This window comes from Plantactinospora alkalitolerans (assembly GCF_015690345.1).
Lineage (GTDB): Bacteria > Actinomycetota > Actinomycetes > Mycobacteriales > Micromonosporaceae > Plantactinospora > Plantactinospora alkalitolerans.
Window position 1 is genome coordinate 1 of record NZ_JADPUN010000024.1, and the last position, 17717, is coordinate 17717.

Sequence of the window (17717 nt, forward strand, 5' to 3'; positions counted from 1 at the left end):
GTCCGGCCAGTACTGCCGGATCAGTGCGGCGGGCCGCGATCGGCGGCACCGCCACCGCGATGACGACGCCAACCAGCGTGAGTCGTATTCTCCGGCCAGGCATCGCTCGCCTCCGAATCGGGTCGGTCCGCCATTGGGTCGGTTCGCATTCGGTTCGGATCCGCCCACCGGATGCTATCGGTGGATCGCCGGACATGGCATCCACCGCCAGCCAACCATTGTGATCTTGCACCTACCTTGTAGGTTGTACGCGACGCTTGTGGCCTGTTCGGCGAAAGGGAGGTGGCCGTGACCGAATGGGAGCCGGCCACCGAGACCGAGGCCGCGATGCGGGACGCACTGCGGGCGGGTGACCAGGAACTCTATTTTCGTATTCTGGCGCGCAGCGAACTTCTGCTGCCGGTCTCCGCCGAGGCGCTCGCCGGCCGCGCCCCGATGGGCTGGGGCACCTGGACCACCGGCGGCCGGACCCACGTGCTGGCATTCACGTCCACCTCCGCCCTGCACGCCTGCCTCGCCGAGAACGCGGGGTCCACCCGACGGGCGCCGTACGCCGAACTGGCCACCGGCTGGCCCAACCCGGAGTGGTGGCTCGCGGTCAATCCCGGGCTGCCGATCGAGGGCTACCTACCCGCCTGGTTCGTCTCCCAGCTCTCCCGTGGCGATGTGCGGCTGCCCGGCCGCAGTATGGGCGCCCGAGCCCGGCTGGAGCAGGTCGAGCGGGCGGCCCGGGCGCGGGCGACGGCATCCGTGCCCCGGCGCCCGGCGCCCGAAGCGCCGTACCGGCCGGAGCCGGAGGAGTCACCGCGACCGGAGCCGACGAGAACACCTGCCGCCCCGTTCCCGAGAGCCGAGCCGGCGTCGTTCCCGTCGCCTGTCGACGCGGCGTCGTACTCGCCGGTCGTCGAACCCACGTCGTACTCGCCGATCGTCGAACCCACGTCGTACTCGCCGGTCGTCGAACCCACGTCGTACTCGCCGGGCGTCGACCCGACGCGGTTCTCCGCGCACGCGGAGCCGACGGGATTCTCCCCAGCCGTGGAGCCGACGCGGTTCTCGCCACTGGTGGAGCCGGAACCGTCGCGGTTCTCCTCACTGGTGGAGCCGGAGCCGTCGAGCGGCCCTCCCGCCACCGTGCCGGTGATCGCACCGACGCCGGATCGTGGCGACCGGAGTAACGACTTCGGCAGCCAGATCTCGGAGGACACCTCGGCCGGCTGGATGACTCCCGCCGGTCCGGGACGGTTCGGCGGGTCGAAGGCCGCGAACGGCAGTACGACGGATCCGGTGGAGTCGTCGACACGTTCCGGCGATTCCAGGACCCTGTCCGGCGCGGTGTCGGCGAGCCCGCCGCCGGCCTGGAACGGGCCGGGCGGTCAGGCGACGGACCTCCAGGCGACGGTGCCGATCACCGGACCGCCCGGACCCCGGACGACCGACGAGCCAGCGCCGGTAGGGCGGACGCCACAGGCCCCACCGGCCGAGATCCGGGCACCGGAGCCCTGGACGCCGACGGCGCAGCGGTCCGAGGCGTCCCTGTTCACTCCCGTCTCCCGGCAGCCGGTCGGCGAAGCGTGGCCCGGCGGCTCGTCAGAGCCCTCGACGACCGCCTACGACGCGCCTCCCGCCGGCCGAATGCCAGCCGGTCCGGCGCCCGCCGAATCGGCGCCCACCGAGTCCGTCCGCACCGAGCCGATCGTTCCGGGTCCGGTGGACACCGAGTCGGTCCGCACCGAGCCGATCGTTCCGGGGCCGGTCGAGAGCGAATCGGCCCGCACCGAGCCGATCTTCACCAGTTCGGGCTCCGCCGAGCCGGCCGCGTTCGATGCTCCGGCCGCGTTCGATGCTCCGGCCGCCTCTTATGCTCCGGCCGCGTTCGATGCTCCGGCCGCCTCTTATGCTCCGGCCGCGTTCGATGCTCCGGCCGCTACGGAGCCTGATCGCCTCACCGAGCGGGTTACCAGCGCCCCGGTCCCCGCCGAGCCGGCGGCCGCCGCCGAACCGGTTCCCGTCGATCCGGTTCCCGCCGAACCGGTTCCCGCCGGTCGGCTTCCGGTCGACTTCGTACCGGCCAACGACGTGGAGCGGAGCCTGCTCGACGCGGCCGGCGAAGGCAGCACCGACACGTTCCTCTCCACCCTCCTGCTCGCCAAGGTGCTGCTGCCGGTCGACGCCCGTTCGGCACCGGGCGCCCGCCCCGGCGACGACGGCTTCCAGTGGCGTACGGAGGCGCTGGACGGGGAGACGTACGTCGTGGTCTTCACCTCGCCGGAGCGGCTCGGGGACCACCTCCCGGCGCCGATCGAGACGGTCGCGATGAAATTCGCCCAGTTGATCCGGCGGTGGCCCGACGACGCGTGGTCGTTCGCGGTGAACCCGGGTACGCCGGTGGGCGCCAAGCTGCCGGGTGGGCAGATCGTCGCACTGGCGAACTGGGCCGCCGAGGTGGGTCTCGGCGACGACACCGATACCGCTGAGCAGGCGCAGCCGGCGACGACCGAGGAGGAGGCGCCACGGTCGACGTACGCGCCCGCCCGGGAGGATCCGGGACGGCCGACGATGATGCAGAAGACGATCGCCCCGAGCCAGCTCTCCTACTACCTCGACCGGGGCTACGACCGGGTGTCGGGCTTCGTGCACCGCGCGTCCGAGGTCGCCCATCTGCGTACGCCGGCCAAGTTCTACGGCGCGCTCGGGCTCGGCTATCCCGGCTCCCCGTTCGTCCGGGACGCGGACGAGATCTACGTGCTCCGCTGGCCCGCCTACCGGCCCAGCCTCTACCGGATTCCGTACGGGGGGCAGAGCGAGGCCGCCATGCGGGCGATGGAGGGCTGGGTGATCGAACGACCGCCCTTCCGGGGGAACGGTTTCGCGCCGGGAGAGAGCAGCGACGTGGTGGCGGAGTTCAAGGTGGACAGCGTTCGGCTGCCGCACGACGCCCAGCTCTGGCGGATCGGTGTCGACGGCACGGAGCGGCTGATCGCGGCCCTGGACTGCGACGTACCCGTCTGGCGTCGGGCCGAGGAGGCCTGATGCGCGACGGCTACGTTGCCCAGTGGCGTGGGCAGGAGTACGAAGCCAGTCCGGCCGGCGACGACGTACGGCTCTACCTGCCGGAGCCGGGTGAGGGCTTCGAGGAGGTCCGGCCCGGCCGGTTCTGCCGGGTGGTGGCGGCGGCCGAGGTCGCCGAACTGGTCTACGTCCGGACCAGGTGCTCGTGGCAGGGCCAGCCGTTCATCGTGCTCGCCCAGCACGAGAACTGGCTCCGGGTCGAGTACACGGGGGGCCGTTGGCCGGTCGCCGAGGCGATGGGGCTGGAGGCGTTCGACTTCGGGGTCTACCAGGGCTGGGCCCCGGTGGCGGAGGTCACCGACCTGCGCGAGAACCGGGCCTGACCGGCCCGGCGGTTCAGGACTTCGCCCACCGGAGCACCTCGCCGAGTACCAGATCGGTCGCTTCGACGTGCGGGAAGTGGCCGACTCCGTCGAGGAGGCGCCATTCGTACGGCGCCCGGACGTAGCGGCTGGAGCCCTGGGCGGTACGCGGCAGCGCGGCCTGATCCAGTTCGCCGTGCAGTTGCAGCGTCGGGGTGACCAGCGGCTCCTGGAGAAGTTTGACGAAGCGGTAGCCGTGCAGGCGGAGCACCGAGCGGAACGCCCACCGGTAGCCCTCCATCGCGCAGAACGCCGCCTGGGGGATCCGCATGGCCTGCCGGCAACGGTCCGCGTACTCGTCGAAACCGGCGCTCTCGACCCAGGTGGGCCCGCCCCAGCGCTGCAGGAAGTAGCCGACCAGTGCCGCGTCGTCCCGGGTGAGCACGTGCTCGTACCGGGGGATCTGGAACTTCAGCGTCGGGGTCGCCGCCGCGAACTGGCCGCGCGGGTCGGCGAAGATCCCGGCACGCAGGCGCAGTGGATGCGGGGCCGCGAGGACCACGAGCCGGCGAACCAGACTCGGATGGAAGGCCGCGGCGGTCCAGCCGATCATGCCGCCGGCTCCCGCGCCGACCAGCACCGCCGAACGCTCACCGAGCGCCCGGATCAGCCCGGCCACGTCCGCGGCGAGGGTGTAGCCGTCGTACCCCCGGGGCGGCTTGTCGCTCGCGCCGTAGCCGCGTAGGTCGACCGCGACGGCCCGGTAGCCGGCGTCGGCCACGGCCGGCAGCATGTCGTGCCAGGCCCACCAGAACTCGGGAAAGCCGTGCAGGAACAGCACCAGCGGTCCGCTGCCCGCCTCGACGACGTGGAACCTGCTGCCGTTGGCCCCGACGAACCGGTGCGTCCACGGCCCGTCCACCAGTACGCACGACTCGTCGACGACGGACTTCCTCCCGGCCTCGCTCATGTGGCACAGCCTAGGGCCATCTCCGGTGCGGGGCCCCCGCCGTGACCTGTGGATCGGGGGATCGTCGGGGATATCACCGGGTTCGGGTGGGGCCAGCCCGGGGGCTCCTGACTAGGGGATCAGGTCCGCCGGTGACGCCGGGGCGCGGCCCGGCTACCGTGCTGGCATGAGTACCGCACGCCGGATCAACCATTCCGATCTGCCGGTGCCTCTGGTCCGGGTCCAGGGGACGCCGGCGGAGTGCGGCAGGGGCTACGGTGCGGCGGCCCGGGACCTCGTCGTGGCGAACCTGGAGTTCTACCTGAGCCGGTTCCGGGACGAGGCCGGGCTGGACGCCGCCGCGGTCCGTGCCGCAGGGCTCGCGTTCCGGGAGTCCACCCGGCGGCACCATCCCCGGATCGCCGAGATGCTCGACGGAGTCGCCGAGGGGGCCGACGTCCGGGTCGACGAGATCTACGCGCTCAACGCCCGTACCGAGCTGATCTACGGCAACCGTCGGGTACGCGAGGCGGCCGGCGCTCCACAGCCGGATGCCGACGCCGGAGGATGCACCGCCGTCGGTGTCCTCGGTACGCACACCGGGAACGGCCATCTGCTGCTCGGACAGAACTGGGACTGGCACCCCGACCAGCGGGACGTGATGCTGCTGCTCGCCACCCGCGACGAGCGGGGACTGACGGTGCTGACCCTGACCGAGGCGGGAATGCTCGCCAAGACCGGGCTGAATTCGGCGGGTGTCGGAGTCTGCGTGAACATGCTCGGCTGCGATCGGGACGGGCTTCCCGACGTCAGCGTCGAGCCGGGGGTGCCGTACCACGTGCTGCTGCGGGCCGCGCTGGAGGCGGACAGTCTGGCCGAGGCGTTGAAGGCGGTCTGCCGGGGCACCCGGAACAGCTCGATCAACCTGCTGCTGGGGCAGGCGGCCGAGGCGGGCGGTGAGCTGATCGACCTCGAAATGGTGCCCGGCGACGTGGGCTGGTCACATCCGGTGGACGGGTTGATCACCCACGCCAACCATCTGGAGACGGCGCTGCCGGTGTACGACACCATCAAGGACTGGGGTGGATCGTCGCTGTTCCGTTCGGCCCGAGCCCGGCGTCTGCTGGCCTCGAAGGCGGCGATCGGCAAGGTGGGCGACCATGACCTCGTCGTGCTGTTCCGGGATCATGCCAGTCGTCCGCAGAGCATCTGTCGGCACGTCGACGAGCGGGCCCCGTTGGCGGAGCGCTCCGAGACGGTCTACTCCGTACTGCTGGATCTGGACGACCGGCGGTTCGGTATCGCGGCTGGTCCGCCCTGCATGCACCGGTACGGCTGGCTCGACCTGGCGTTCTGACGCGGAAAGGTATCGGGGCCGGAAGCGCTGCGCGCTTCCGGCCCCGATCGTGTCGACTACCGGATCAGTTGGTGACCTTGATGATTGCCAGGTCACTGATCAGGCGGTTCTCCAGCAGAAGTTCGATCTTGGTGCCGGTGCCGGCCACCTTGACCGAGTTCATCGGGTTCTGCGGGGTCCAGTAGCGGTCCGGCTGCGAGTCGTTGAACACCGTCACCGGGTTCAGCTTCGGCACGGTCGTCGGCACACCGTTCAGGTGGAACGTCTGTGCCGGCTTGGTGAACCTGCTGAACGTGGCGTCGTAGGTGCTCCGCCGGTTGGTGACGTTGCCAACGCCCGGAACCGTGATCGGACCCGGACGGACGTCGACCGGGAGGTTCAGGCCGAAGCCCGGGTGGTCGATCGTGTCGTTGTCGGCGTACGCGTAGTTCACGTACCAGACGAGCAGGCCCTGGTGGTTCTTGAACCGCTCCACGAAGTCCGGCTTGGTGCTGGTCCAGCCGAAGTTGTAGGGGCCGGTCTCCAGGGTCTTGTCGTACCCGTAGTAGGTCCGGTACTCCGCGATGTAGAACCGCGGCGCCTCCTCGACGATCTTCCCGGTGAACCGGGTGAAGCCACCCGCCGTCCAGCCCGGGTCCACCGTCTCGGCGCCATCGGTCCAGACCGCGGTGCCGTTCTTGACCAACGAGATGTTGTCCAGGAACGCACCTTCGAAGTTCGTTCCGGCGTCGCTCTGGTAGCGGTAGCGGAACTGAACGGTCTGCCCGACGTACGCCGCCAGGTCGTAGTTCAGGTCGACCCACTCGCCCCCGCTGGAGCCGTCGATGCCCTTTTCGGGGGTGCCCCCCTCCTCGGGCTCGTCGATCAGCGGGTGATCGAGCGGGTTCCAGGTGGAGCCACCGTTCGTCGACACCTCCGCGTAGAGGTAGTCGAAGTCCTCCTCGATGTTGTACCAGGCCTTCGCGTTCAGCGACGCGGTGGTGGCCCCGGTGAGGTCGAGGGTCCGGGTCAGCGTGTTGGAGAGGTCGTCGGCACTGCCGCTCCACCACTCGTACTGCCCCTCGAACGGAGTGTTCAGCTCGGTGCTGACCTCCTGGCTCGGCAGGTTGACCACGACCGCCTGGGCGAGACCGTCGGTGTCACCGGCCGCCCCGAGCGTCGCGTACGTCGTACCGCTGTCGTAGTCGACGGTCGAGTGGTTGAGCCAACCCAGGTACAGCTTCGACCACGGGTCCATGTAGCCCGGGGTGGAGCCGATGTCCTGCTTGCCGTGGTTCAGCCAGGAACCCGACGCCATGAGGCTCCAGAACCCGACGCCGTTGTCGCCACCCTGGGTGTCGTAAAGGTCGGGCAGGCCGAGGTCGTGGCCGTACTCGTGGGCGAAGACGCCGAGACCACCGTTCTCCGGCTCCGTGGTGTAGTCACGGATCCAGATCCCGCTGTCGCCGATCTGCACGCCGCCGTGCTTGTTGAAGTCCGGGCCGGCGCTGCCTTCGAGGTTGGTGAACGCGGACCAGCGGTGCGACCAGATCGCGTCGGCACCCTGGGCACCGCCGCCGGCCTCTTCGCCCTCACCGGCGTGCACCGCCTGGAAGTGGTCGATGTAGCCGTCCGGCTCGTTGAAGTCGCCGTCGTTGTCGTAGTCGGACCGGTCCCAGATGTCGAACTTCTTCAGGTACGTCTGGATCTCGGCGTTGCTCTTGCCGGCGGCGACCTGCGACTGGTACCAGGACGTGGCGGTGTCCTTGACGAAGGCCCAGTAGCCGTCCCGCTCGGCGATCTCGTTGCTGCCGTACCGGGCCTCGTTGAACGGAACCGTGACCCAGTCGCTGACGTCACCGCCGACCGTGTACCGGCCGCCGGACTGCTTCAGGTAGAAGTCCCGCATCGACTCCTTCTTGGTGCTGTAGAAGAGGTCCATGTATGACTGACGGTTGAAGTCGGAACGCCAGATCGTGCTGTTGTCGTCCGTCGGGCTGCCGTCGTAGACCCGGTCCCGCGCGGGGATCTGGTTGTGCAGCGGGCCGTCGGTGCCGCCGGTACGCGGGTCCTTCTGGTTGCCGAACTCCACCAGGATGCTGAAGATCGGGTCGACCTTCGGCGGCTGCTGGTACTCGACGAAGCGGTCGGCCTTGACCTGGATGACCTTTGACCCGTTCCGGGTCTGCAGCTTGGCCTTGCCGGAGATCAGGTCGGCGATGGCCTGCTTACGGACCTCTCGCTCCTGCTCGGCGAATGGATCGGGCAGGTTGTCGGCCCGGTGGGCCGCTCCCTGGGGTTCCCGATCGACGGAAGCCGGCGCCGGCGCGGCGTACGCCGGCAGGGCGACCGCGCTGGCGGCCAACAGTGCAGCGGTGGCACCTGCCAGGCCGGCCGTGACTCGTCTCCTCAAAGGTCCTCCTCCTTTGTGGAAGTGTTACAGGAACAGGCCGGCTCATGGCGGGCACTGTCATCAGACGCGATCCCCACCTTTGCAGATGTATCGAACGCTGTCACGGGGGAGCGATGCGCCATCCTGTCCGGCCGATCCCCGTCTAATCAGGGCGAAAACGTTCTAACGCGCACCTATTTTCTGCCATCTACATGTCACGATTCGGCCACGGTCGCAACCTTGCCGCCTGGCGGTACGTCAATTCGCGGACAGCGTTGTGTCCGGAACGGACCCCGCTCCACGCGCACCTCAACGACCACTCGCTCCACGAGCAACCGCCGCGACGGCCCCGTCCGGACGGCCACGCCCGACGACGACGATGGGCGGGCCCGTAGCGGACCCGCCCATCTCGCCCATGCCGCAGACCGTCGGCTCGGCCCCGCATCCGACCACCCGGACGGCCGGTGCCCGGCCACCGTCGGCGGGGTCGGTCCCCGGCCGCCGTCGGCCGGGTCGGTCAGTCCTCGTCGGACTTGCTCGAACGCATGCCGGCCGAGATCAGGTCCATCACCGAGGAGTCCTGCAACGTGGTCACGTCGCCCAGGGAGCGGTTCTCGGCCACGTCGCGGAGCAACCGTCGCATGATCTTGCCGGACCGGGTCTTCGGCAGCTCCGCCACCAGCATGATCTGCCGCGGCTTGGCGATCGGGCCGAGCGTCTTCGAGACGTGCTCACGTAGCTCGGCGATCAGGGCCTCACCGGCCTCGCCCGAGGTGTCGACGCTGCCGCGCGGGATGGTGAACGCGACGATGGCCTGCCCGGTGGTCGGATCGGTCGCGCCGACCACGGCCGACTCGGCGACCGACGGATGCGAGACCAGTGCCGACTCGACCTCCGTCGTCGAGATGTTGTGCCCCGACACCAGCATCACGTCGTCGACCCGGCCGAGCAGCCACAGGTCGCCGTCGTCGTCCTTCTTCGCCCCGTCGCCGGCGAAGTACAGCCCCTCGAACCGGGACCAGTAGGTGTCGACGAACCGCTCGTCGTCGCCCCAGATGGTGCGCAGCATCGACGGCCACGGCTCACGCAGGACCAGGAAGCCGCCGCCACCGTTCGGCACCGACCCGGCCTGGTCGTCGACCACGTCGGCACTGATGCCCGGCAGCGGGCGCATCGCACTGCCCGGCTTGGCCGCGGTCACCCCCGGCAACGGGGAGATCATGATGGCGCCCGTCTCGGTCTGCCACCAGGTGTCGACGACCGGGCACCCGCCCCGACCGATGTTCTCCCGGTACCACATCCACGCCTCGGGGTTGATCGGCTCGCCGACGCTGCCGAGCAGGCGCAGCGACGACAGGTCGTACTGGTCGGGGATGTCGGCGCCCCACTTCATCATCGTGCGGATCAGCGTGGGCGCGGTGTAGAGGATCGTCACCTTGTGCTTCTGGATCAACTCCCAGAACCGGCCCCGGTGCGGGGTGTCCGGCGTGCCCTCGTACATCAACTGGGTCGCGCCGTTGGCCAGCGGGCCGTAGACGATGTACGAGTGCCCGGTCACCCAGCCGATGTCCGCCGAGCACCAGTAGACGTCGGTCTCCGGCTTCAGGTCGAAGACCGCGTGGTGCGTGTACGCGACCTGGGTCAGGTATCCGCCCGAGGTGTGCAGAATGCCCTTCGGCTTGGCCGTCGTGCCACTCGTGTAGAGGATGAACAGCGGGTGCTCGGCGTCGAACGCCTCGGCGGTGTGCTCGGTCGACGCGGTCTCCACCGTCTCGTGCCACCACAGGTCCTTGTCCGTCCAGGCGACGTCCTGGCCGGTACGCCGGACCACCAGGACGTGCTCGATGCTCGGGCACCGGCTGACGGCCTCGTCGACCGTCGGCTTGAGTGCCGACGGCTTGCCCCGCCGGTACCCGCCGTCGGCGGTGATCACTACCTTGGCGGTCGCGTCCTGGATCCGGTTGGACAGCGAGTCGGCGGAGAAGCCGCCGAAGACCACGCTGTGGGTGGCACCGATCCGGGCACAGGCGAGCATCGCGACCGCCGCCTCCGGAATCATCGGCAGGTAGATCGCGATCCGGTCCCCGGCGACGACACCGAGGTCGGTCAGCGCGTTGGCCGCCTGGCTGGTCATCGCGAGCAGGTCGGCGTACGTGATGGTGCGGTTGTCGCCGGGCTCGCCCTCCCAGTGGATGGCCACCCGGTCGCCGTTTCCGGCGGCGACGTGCCGGTCCAGGCAGTTGTAGGCGACGTTGAGCTGGCCGCCCACGAACCACTTGGCAAACGGTGGGTTGGACCAGTCGAGGATCTCGTCCCACTCCTTCGACCAGTCCAGCCGGCCGGCCTGCCGGGCCCAGAACGCCAGCCGGTCCGCGGCGGCCTCGTCGTAGGCGGCGGCCGTGACGTTGGCGGCGGCGGCAAGCTCGGCCGGCGGCGGGAACTGCCGGGTCTCCTGCAACAGGTTTGCCAGAGTCTCGCTCATGGTGGGGGCTCCTCAGGCGTCGCGTGTCATGTGTTCGGTAGGAGGTTAATCGGCGTGTCGTGGCTGGTGCGAGGGTCTGGAGCGGTCCGGCGCCGGTACGCGCCGAATGGCCGGCTTCCGGCGCTCGCCGGTCCCCGCCCGAGGCGGCCCGTGTGGGACGGGCCGCATCGTCGCCGGAAACTCCGGTGCCGGGAACTACGGTGGCAGAGTGCCGACCGATCCGCTCGCCCCGCTGCTCAGCCTCGCCGACATCGCGCCCGCCGTGGACCGCGCCCGCGAGCGGGTCGACGAGGCACTGCGGCACCGCGCCCTCCGCCGGCACGGAGGCCAGGTCGCGGCCGAGGTCAGCCTCCGGTCCGCGGTGGCGAGTTCCGCGCTGGAGGGGTACGTCCACGAGCGTGAAGCCGTCCGGGCCGGCACCGTCACCGACCCGGTGCTGCAGGGTGCCCTGCGGGTCGCCGGTGCGCTACCGGGGCTGGCCGACCTGTGGCCCAGGGCGCCCCGCCAGGTGCTGGCCAAGCTGCACACGCTGGCCGCCCGGGGCACGGTGCCCGAGGACGAACTCGGCCGCCCGACCCCGGCATCCGATCCCGGCGTCGTCCCGTCCAACGGGCAGCCCAGCGGGCAGTCGATCGCCCTGCGCGCGCTCAGCGCCCGGCTGGACGGCCTGGCCGGCCTGGTCGCCGGCGGAACCTCGGTGTCGCCGCTGGTCCTCGCCGCGGTGGTGCACGGCGAACTGCTCGCGTTACGGCCCTTCGCCGGGCCGTCCGGGGTGGTCGCCCGGGCCGCCGCCCGGCTCACCCTGCTCGCCACCGGTCTGGACCCGCGCGGACTGATCGCGGTGGACCTGGGGCACCTGGACCGCGAGCCGGAGTACGTCGGCGCGGCCGGCGCCTTCGCCACCGGCACCGCCGACGGGGTCCGCTCCTGGCTGCGTCACTACGCCACCGCCGTGGAGATCGGCGCCGAGCACCTGGCCACCATCGGCGACGAGGTCCTCACCTGAGTTGCAGTGCAAGGAAGGGCCCCTTCTTATCGCTTTTTGCATAAGAAGGGCCCCTTCCTAACCCAATGCCTGCCTGGGCAAGGCTGCCGTCAGGCGGTGCTGGCGCGGGCCCGGCGGTGCCGGCCGTACCAGGCGATGCCGATGGCGACGCCCACGCCGACTCCGATGGCCGCCGCCGCGACCGGCACCGCAGGACGTTCCCGGAGCCGCCGACCCAGCGGTACGGGGTGCCGGAACTCCAGCACCGGCCAACCGTTCTCGGTGGCCAACTTGCGCAGTGCCCGGTCCGGGTTCACGGCGCTCGGATGCCCGACGCACTCCAACAGCGGGCGATCGCTGACCGAGTCGGAGTACGCGTACGACTGGGCGAGGTCGTAGCCGCGTTCCCGGGCCAGCTCGCCGACCGCGTCGACCTTGCTCGGCCCGGCGGCGTAGAACTCCACCTCGCCGCTGTAACGCCCGTCCACCACCGACATCCGGGTCGCGATCACGTCGGCGACGCCGAGCAGTTCGCCGATCGGCCGGACCATCTCCTCACCGGAGGCGGAGACCAGTACGACGTCCCGGCCGGCGGCCTGGTGCTCCTCGATCAGCGCTGCGGCTTCGGCGTACACGTAGGGGTTGATCAGCTCGTGCAGTGTCTCGGCGACGATCTGGCGGACCTGGTCCACCGGCCAGCCCTTGCAGAGTGCGGCCAGGTAGTCCCTGGTACGCGCCATCGTCTGCTCGTCGGTGCCGCCCAGCCGGAACATGAGCTGGGCGTACGCGGATTTGACCACGTCTCGACGCGTGATCAACCCGTCCCGGTAGAACGGCCGACCGAACGCCAACGCGCTCGACTTGGCGATGACGGTCTTGTCCAGATCGAAAAAAGCGGCGCTTCGGCCCACGGCGCGAAAGTCTAGCCGGATGGTCTATGGTCACCGGGTGCGCGGGGTCACCTTTGGCACCTGCCGGCCGGTTCCGACTGAGCGGTTGATCAGCCCGACTGGTGATCACTATCACACTGCGAAGGCAGAGTTTCGCAGGGAGTGGAAGTTAACGCCACTCGACGTATACGGGTCGACTCAGGCATGCTTGTATTTACGACACACTTTCATATCCTCTGTGCTCGGTAGACCTCGGCGGTCGCACCCCCCGTGACCGCTGAGCGAGTTCGGCTCGACCCCCCCGGAGCCGAACTCCAGACGACCCCCGTCTCCCCCCGACGGGGGTCGTCGCTTTTGTCGTCTGTCGCTTCGGCCCTGGTCAAACCGTGTCGGAACCGGTCGCCCCGCCGCCGTGGAGGTGAGGGGTCGCGGATCGGGCCGCCGGTTCCAGGGACGGCCGGGGAAGCCGTGGAACCGGGTGGACGGTGGCCCGGCGGTCCGGATCGGTGGTGTGAAGCGACCGATCGGCGGCGTGGAGCGCCGGATCGGACGGCCCGGAACCGTTGCGGCGTCAGGGTTGTTTCCTCTGCCGTTACTCAAATCAGCCGCACGCAGGTACTCATCCGGCATACCGGTCGTCGGCGGCCCCGCGCACCAGCAGACCGCACGCCCCGGGGATCAGGGGTGGTGCAGGGCGCGGTTCAGGGTCAGGGCGGCCTGGGCGGTGGCGGCCTGCGCCGACCGCGTACCGGCCAGCGAGTCGAGCATCGCCATGTCGTGGATGATGCCCTGGTACCGGACCAGGGCGACCGGAACGCCCGCCCGGCGAAGCTTCGACGCGTACGCCTCACCCTCGTCGCGCAGCACGTCCGCCTCGTTCGTCATGATCAGAGCGGGCGGCAGGTGCTTCAGCTGGTCGATGCCGGCGTTCAACGGCGAGGCCATCGGGTTCGACCGCTCGGCCCGGTCGGGCAGGTACTGGTCCCAGAACCACATCATCTGCTCCCGACTGAGGTTGTAGCCGTCGGCGAACTCCCGGTACGACCCGGTCTCGAAGGTGGCGTCGGTGGCCGGATAGAGCAGAACCTGTTCGGCGAACCGGGGGCCGTTGCGCTGGTTGGCCAGCATCGCCAGCACCGTGGCCATGTTCCCACCCGCGGAGTCGCCGGCGACGGCCATCCGGGAGGGGTCCAGGCCGTAGTCGCCACCCTGGGTGGCGATCCACTGTGCCACCGCGTAGCACTCCTCGATCGCTGTCGGATACCGCGCCTCCGGGGATCGGCTGTACTCGGGAAAGACGATCGCCGAGTGGGACTGCACGGCGAGTTCCCGGATGAGTCGGTCGTGGGTGTGGGAATCCCCGTACGCCCAGCCGCCGCCGTGCAGGTAGAGCACGGCCGGAAGCATCCCGCCGACGCCCTGCGGTCGCATCGCCTCGTGGGCGGCGGCCCGGACCCGGTCGAGCAGCCTGCCGCCCCCTGCGCCGTTACGCCGGGGTGGTCCCTCGCCCCTGGGTCGGACGATCCGGACCGGAACCTGGCCGGACGGGCCACCGGGCACCACGATGTCCTCGATGTCCGCTTCGGGCCGGGGGGTGTTGCCGGACTGCAGTTCGGCCAGCCTCGCCCGACCCTGGTCCGGGCTCAGTTGGAACATGAACGGCGGATTTGCGGTCATCCGGGCCACTTCCTGCGCGGCCGGCTCCAGCACCACGCTGCTCACGGACTGCGCCATGGCGGCTCCTCCCCTTGACTTCCGGCGATAACGGCCGGTTCCGGTGGTCGCGTACCCGTGACGCCCCGGGATATGACGGGCCGGCCGACGTCCGCGCAGGACCGGCCTCCACGCGCCGCGCCCGCCTCCGCGCCCAGCGAAAACCCGTCCGGCGTACGCGGAAGCCGCCGTTCACGGCGCCGGATTGGTACTGCTATGCGTGGGTTCGCTTAGCAGATCCACTCGGGCGTAGCGAGTTATCCACAGCCGGCTCGGTTATCCACAGCTCGGCGGTCGGGGCGTTGGTGAGGGCGGAAACGGGCGCCAGGGTGTGCCGGTAACCGGACCACCCGCTGGAGCCGGATTCCCCGCTGGAGGACGTGATGCCACCGCGTACCCCGGTCCGTCCCGGACCGCGCCTGCCCCTGATCGTGACCTCGGACAACGAACTGCTCGACGAACTGCTCCGGCTCGCCGCCGCCGGCGGCACCGAGGTGGAGGTGGCCCAGGACCCGGCCGCCGCCCGGTCCCGCTGGGCCGCCGCGCCGCAGGTACTGGTCGGGACCGATCAGGCCCAGGCCTGTCTGCGGTCGAGGATGCCCCGCCGGCCCCGGATAGTCCTGGTCGGGCGGTCGGGGCAGGGAGACGGCGGCTGGGAGGTGGCCGAGTTGATCGGCGCCGAGCACGTGGCCGTGCTGCCGGCGGCCGAGCCATGGCTGGTCGACCGGTTCGCCGAGGGAACGGTCGGCAAGGGCATGATCGGCGGTCCGGCCCGGATCGTCGGGGTGATCGGCGGTCGGGGCGGCGCCGGAGCGAGCGTGCTGGCCGGCGGCCTCGCGGTCACCGCCGCCCGCAGTGGCCTGCGTACCCTGCTGGTCGACGCCGATCCGCTCGGCGGAGGCCTGGACCTGGTCCTCGGCTGGGAACAGTTGGAGGGTCTGCGCTGGCCCGCGCTGACCGAGGCGGACGGACGGGTCGACGCACCGGCCCTGGTCCGGGCGCTGCCCAGCCGTGGTGACCTGGTGGCCCTCTCCTGGGACCGGGGTGACCTGCTCGCCCTGCCCGCCGAGGCGATGGCGGCCACCATGGACGCCGGCCGGCGCGGCCGGGACATCGTCATCGTGGACCTGCCCCGTCAACTCGACGACGCGGCCGTCATCGCGTTGCAGGCGGCCGACCAGGCTTTCGTCCTGGTGCCCGCCGAGCTGCGGGCCACCGCCGCGGCGGCCCGGGTGGCCGCGGTCGCCGGACTGCACTGCGCCAACCTCTCGGTCATCGTGCGAGGTCCGGCACCCGGTCGGCTCAAGGCCCGCGAGGTCGCACGGGCACTCGATCTGCCGCTGGTCGGCACGTTGCGTCCGGAGCCGGGCCTGTGCCGCAACCTGGAGCGGGGCGAGGCTCCGGCCGCCACCGGACGAGGTCCGCTGGCCGCCCTGTGCCAGCGCATCATCACCGACCTCACCGGAGCGGTCGGGATCCGGGCGGGCGCGGAATGACGGCCCGGGGCGGGCAGCCGCACGATCTCGCCGCCCGGGTCCGGCGCCGGTTCGCCGCCGACGGTACGGCCGTCACACCGGCCGCTGTCGTCTCCGCCGTGCGGGCCGAGCCCGGTGCCGCCGTACTGGGCGACACCACGGTGCTCCGGATGGCGAGCCGGGTGCACCACGACCTGGTCGGCGCCGGGCCGCTGGCACCGCTGCTGGCGGACAGCGAGGTCACCGACGTACTGGTCAACGGTGCGGAGGTCTGGATCGACCGGGGCTCCGGGCTGTCCCCGGTCCCGGTCCCGCTGGGCACCCCCGACGACGTACGCCGACTCGCTCAACGGCTCGCCGCCGCCTGTGGCCGACGGCTGGACGAGGGCAGCCCCTACGTCGACGCGCGGTTGCCGGACGGAACCCGGCTGCACGCCGTCCTGCCCCCGGTGGCGACCACCGGGCCCTACCTGTCGCTGCGCACCTTCCGGCAGCACCCGTTCACCCTCGACGACCTGGTACGCCACCGCACGGTGTCCCGGCCCGCCGCCGTGCTGCTCGCCGCGGTGGTCGCCGCCCGGCTGGCGTACCTGGTGGTCGGCGGAACCGGATCGGGGAAGACCACCCTGTTGAACACCCTGCTCGGCCTGGTGCCGCCGACCGAGCGGATCGTGCTGGTCGAGGACGCCGCCGAGCTGCGACCGCTCCACCCGCACGTCGTCGGCCTCCAGGCCCGGACCTCCAACGTGGAGGGCGCGGGCGCGGTCGGGCTGAGCGACCTGGTCCGGCAGGCGCTGCGGATGCGGCCCGATCGGCTGGTCGTGGGCGAGTGCCGGGGAGCCGAGGTCGTCGACCTGCTGTGTGCGTTGAACACCGGGCACGAGGGCGGGGCGGGCACTCTGCACGCGAACACCCCAACGGACGTACCTGCCCGGCTGGAGGCGCTGGGCTCGCTCGGCGGGTTGCCCCGGCCGGCCCTGCACGCCCAGGTGGCCGCCGCGTTGCAGGTACTGCTCCAGGTACGTCGTACCGACGCTGGTCGGGTGCTGGAGGCGGTCTGCCTATTGCTGCCGGCGGGTCCGGAGCGGCTGGTCACCGTCGTACCGGCGTGGAGTCGAGGTCGGGGGGTGGGACCGGCCGCATCGGCGCTGGCCACGTTGATCGCCGACCGGGCGGTGCCGGTACCGCCCCTGCTCGGCGCCGCGTCCGGCAGCGGTGCGGCGACCGGCTCCGGGCGGCAGGAGATCGCCCGGGGTACGTCGTGACCGTGTGGTGGCTGGCTGCGGCCTGCCTGGTCGGCGCGGCGGGCCTGCTGGCCTGGCCGAGCCGGCGGGCCAGGAATAGACAGCGGAAAATCATGTCCCGGCAGCCTGGCCTCGACCTGGGACGGTCGACCGGGTCCGGCGTGACGGACGGGCCGGCCGATCGCGGGGAATCCGCCGAGACCCGATGGTGGAACACAGCGGGCCATCTGGTCGACTCGATCCCGCCGTGGCGAACCGTCCTCCTCGTCGCCGTCCTGGTCGGAGTCGCCGGAGCGCTCTCCGGTGGGCCGGTCGGCGCGATCGCGGCAGCGACCTACGCCGGGCTGGCGGCGCGTGGATTGGTGCGACGACGGGCCCGCGCCGTCGCCGATCGGGTACACCGTCGTCAACTCGACGAGCTGTGCGCGCTCGCCGCCGACCTGCGGGCCGGGCTGCCCCCGTCGGCGGCGATGCTCCCCGACGAAGCGCCGGGCCGGGTGGTCGAACTCGCCCGGGCGGCGGTACGGCTCGCCGAGCAGACCGGTGCGCCGCTCGCCGATCTCATCCAGCGGATCGAGGCCGACGCGCGGGCAATGGATCGCGGGCTGGCTGCGGCCGAGGCAGCGGAGGCCGGGGCGCGGGCCACGGCCTGGCTGCTCGCCGGGCTGCCGTTGGGTGGGATCGCCCTTGGTTACGGCATCGGAGTCGACCCGTTGCGGATCCTGCTGTACACGCCGCTCGGCGCCGCCTGTGCGCTCGGCGCCATTGCCCTCCAACTCGCGGGCCTGGCCTGGTCGAATCGCCTCAGCGCCGGTGGCTCCGGGGCGAATCGCCTCAGCGCCGGTGCCCCGGAGGCGGGTGGGCTCAGCGCCGGCGG

The 17717-nt window shown here is 71.2% G+C and carries 12 protein-coding genes; 7 read left to right on the forward strand and 5 right to left on the reverse strand.

Annotated elements, in window-relative coordinates:
* Nucleotides 1-288: 288 nt before the first annotated feature.
* Together I0C86_RS00510 and I0C86_RS00515 are read left to right on the forward strand one after the other, a co-directional pair.
* Nucleotides 289-3033 (forward strand): SseB family protein, encoded by a 2745-nt coding sequence (locus I0C86_RS00510; protein WP_196199150.1) that lies wholly within the window; start codon nt 289-291, stop codon nt 3031-3033.
* Nucleotides 3030-3395: a hypothetical protein gene (locus I0C86_RS00515; protein WP_196199160.1), complete on the forward strand. Its 366-nt coding sequence runs from the start codon at nt 3030-3032 to the stop codon at nt 3393-3395. The genes I0C86_RS00510 and I0C86_RS00515 overlap by 4 nt, the downstream gene beginning before the upstream one ends.
* Nucleotides 3396-3408: 13 nt before the next feature.
* Here I0C86_RS00515 and I0C86_RS00520 read toward each other — a convergent pair whose 3' ends face one another.
* A complete protein-coding gene (locus I0C86_RS00520; RefSeq protein WP_196199151.1) occupies nt 3409-4344 on the reverse strand; it encodes an alpha/beta fold hydrolase in 936 nt (311 codons plus the stop codon).
* A gap of 166 nt (nt 4345-4510) precedes the next feature.
* Here I0C86_RS00520 and I0C86_RS00525 point away from each other — a divergent pair, with 166 nt between their 5' ends.
* Nucleotides 4511-5680 carry a C45 family autoproteolytic acyltransferase/hydolase gene (locus tag I0C86_RS00525; protein WP_196199152.1) on the forward strand — a complete coding sequence of 390 codons (1170 nt, stop codon included), beginning with the start codon at nt 4511-4513 and terminating at the stop codon, nt 5678-5680.
* Nucleotides 5681-5744: 64 nt separating this feature from the next.
* Here the strand turns inward: I0C86_RS00525 and I0C86_RS00530 are convergent, their stop codons facing one another.
* Together I0C86_RS00530 and acs are read right to left on the reverse strand one after the other, a co-directional pair.
* Entirely contained in the window at nt 5745-8072 is a 2328-nt protein-coding gene (locus I0C86_RS00530; RefSeq protein WP_196199153.1) for an immune inhibitor A domain-containing protein, read from the reverse strand.
* Between the two features lie 496 nt (nt 8073-8568).
* Nucleotides 8569-10533 (reverse strand): acetate--CoA ligase, encoded by a 1965-nt coding sequence (acs, locus tag I0C86_RS00535; RefSeq protein WP_196199154.1) that lies wholly within the window; start codon nt 10531-10533, stop codon nt 8569-8571.
* Nucleotides 10534-10741: 208 nt separating this feature from the next.
* Here acs and I0C86_RS00540 point away from each other — a divergent pair, with 208 nt between their 5' ends.
* Nucleotides 10742-11539: a Fic family protein gene (locus I0C86_RS00540; protein ID WP_196199155.1), complete on the forward strand. Its 798-nt coding sequence runs from the start codon at nt 10742-10744 to the stop codon at nt 11537-11539.
* 89 nt (nt 11540-11628) lie between these two features.
* Here the strand turns inward: I0C86_RS00540 and I0C86_RS00545 are convergent, their stop codons facing one another.
* Both I0C86_RS00545 and I0C86_RS00550 read right to left on the reverse strand, forming a co-directional pair.
* The gene (locus I0C86_RS00545; RefSeq protein WP_196199156.1) at nt 11629-12429 is read right to left on the reverse strand and encodes an HAD family hydrolase; all 801 of its coding nucleotides are present in this window, start codon (nt 12427-12429) and stop codon (nt 11629-11631) included.
* 657 nt (nt 12430-13086) lie between these two features.
* Nucleotides 13087-14142, reverse strand: a complete 1056-nt coding sequence (locus I0C86_RS00550) for an alpha/beta hydrolase (RefSeq protein WP_196199157.1) — start codon at nt 14140-14142, stop codon at nt 13087-13089.
* Nucleotides 14143-14552: 410 nt separating this feature from the next.
* On the opposite strand from I0C86_RS00550, the gene ssd reads away from it, so the two are divergent.
* The 3 genes from ssd to I0C86_RS00565 all read left to right on the forward strand — a co-directional run.
* Nucleotides 14553-15617 (forward strand): septum site-determining protein Ssd, encoded by a 1065-nt coding sequence (gene ssd / locus I0C86_RS00555; RefSeq protein ID WP_196199161.1) that lies wholly within the window; start codon nt 14553-14555, stop codon nt 15615-15617.
* Nucleotides 15614-16861, forward strand: a complete 1248-nt coding sequence (locus tag I0C86_RS00560) for a TadA family conjugal transfer-associated ATPase (RefSeq protein ID WP_196199158.1) — start codon at nt 15614-15616, stop codon at nt 16859-16861. The genes ssd and I0C86_RS00560 overlap by 4 nt, the downstream gene beginning before the upstream one ends.
* On the forward strand, nt 16858-17717 hold an 860-nt coding region (locus tag I0C86_RS00565; protein ID WP_196199159.1), incomplete at its 3' end, for a type II secretion system F family protein. The genes I0C86_RS00560 and I0C86_RS00565, both read left to right, overlap by 4 nt.

Bases quoted from the DNA above. Each gene is read 5' to 3' on its own strand.
- I0C86_RS00520 (WP_196199151.1), bottom strand. From the start codon at position 4,344: ATGAGCGAGGCCGGGAGGAAGTCCGTCGTCGACGAGTCGTGCGTACTG.
- I0C86_RS00525 (WP_196199152.1), top strand. From the start codon at position 4,511: ATGAGTACCGCACGCCGGATCAACCATTCCGATCTGCCGGTGCCTCTG.
- acs (WP_196199154.1), bottom strand. From the start codon at position 10,533: ATGAGCGAGACTCTGGCAAACCTGTTGCAGGAGACCCGGCAGTTCCCG.
- I0C86_RS00550 (WP_196199157.1), bottom strand. From the start codon at position 14,142: ATGGCGCAGTCCGTGAGCAGCGTGGTGCTGGAGCCGGCCGCGCAGGAA.
- I0C86_RS00560 (WP_196199158.1), top strand. From the start codon at position 15,614: ATGACGGCCCGGGGCGGGCAGCCGCACGATCTCGCCGCCCGGGTCCGG.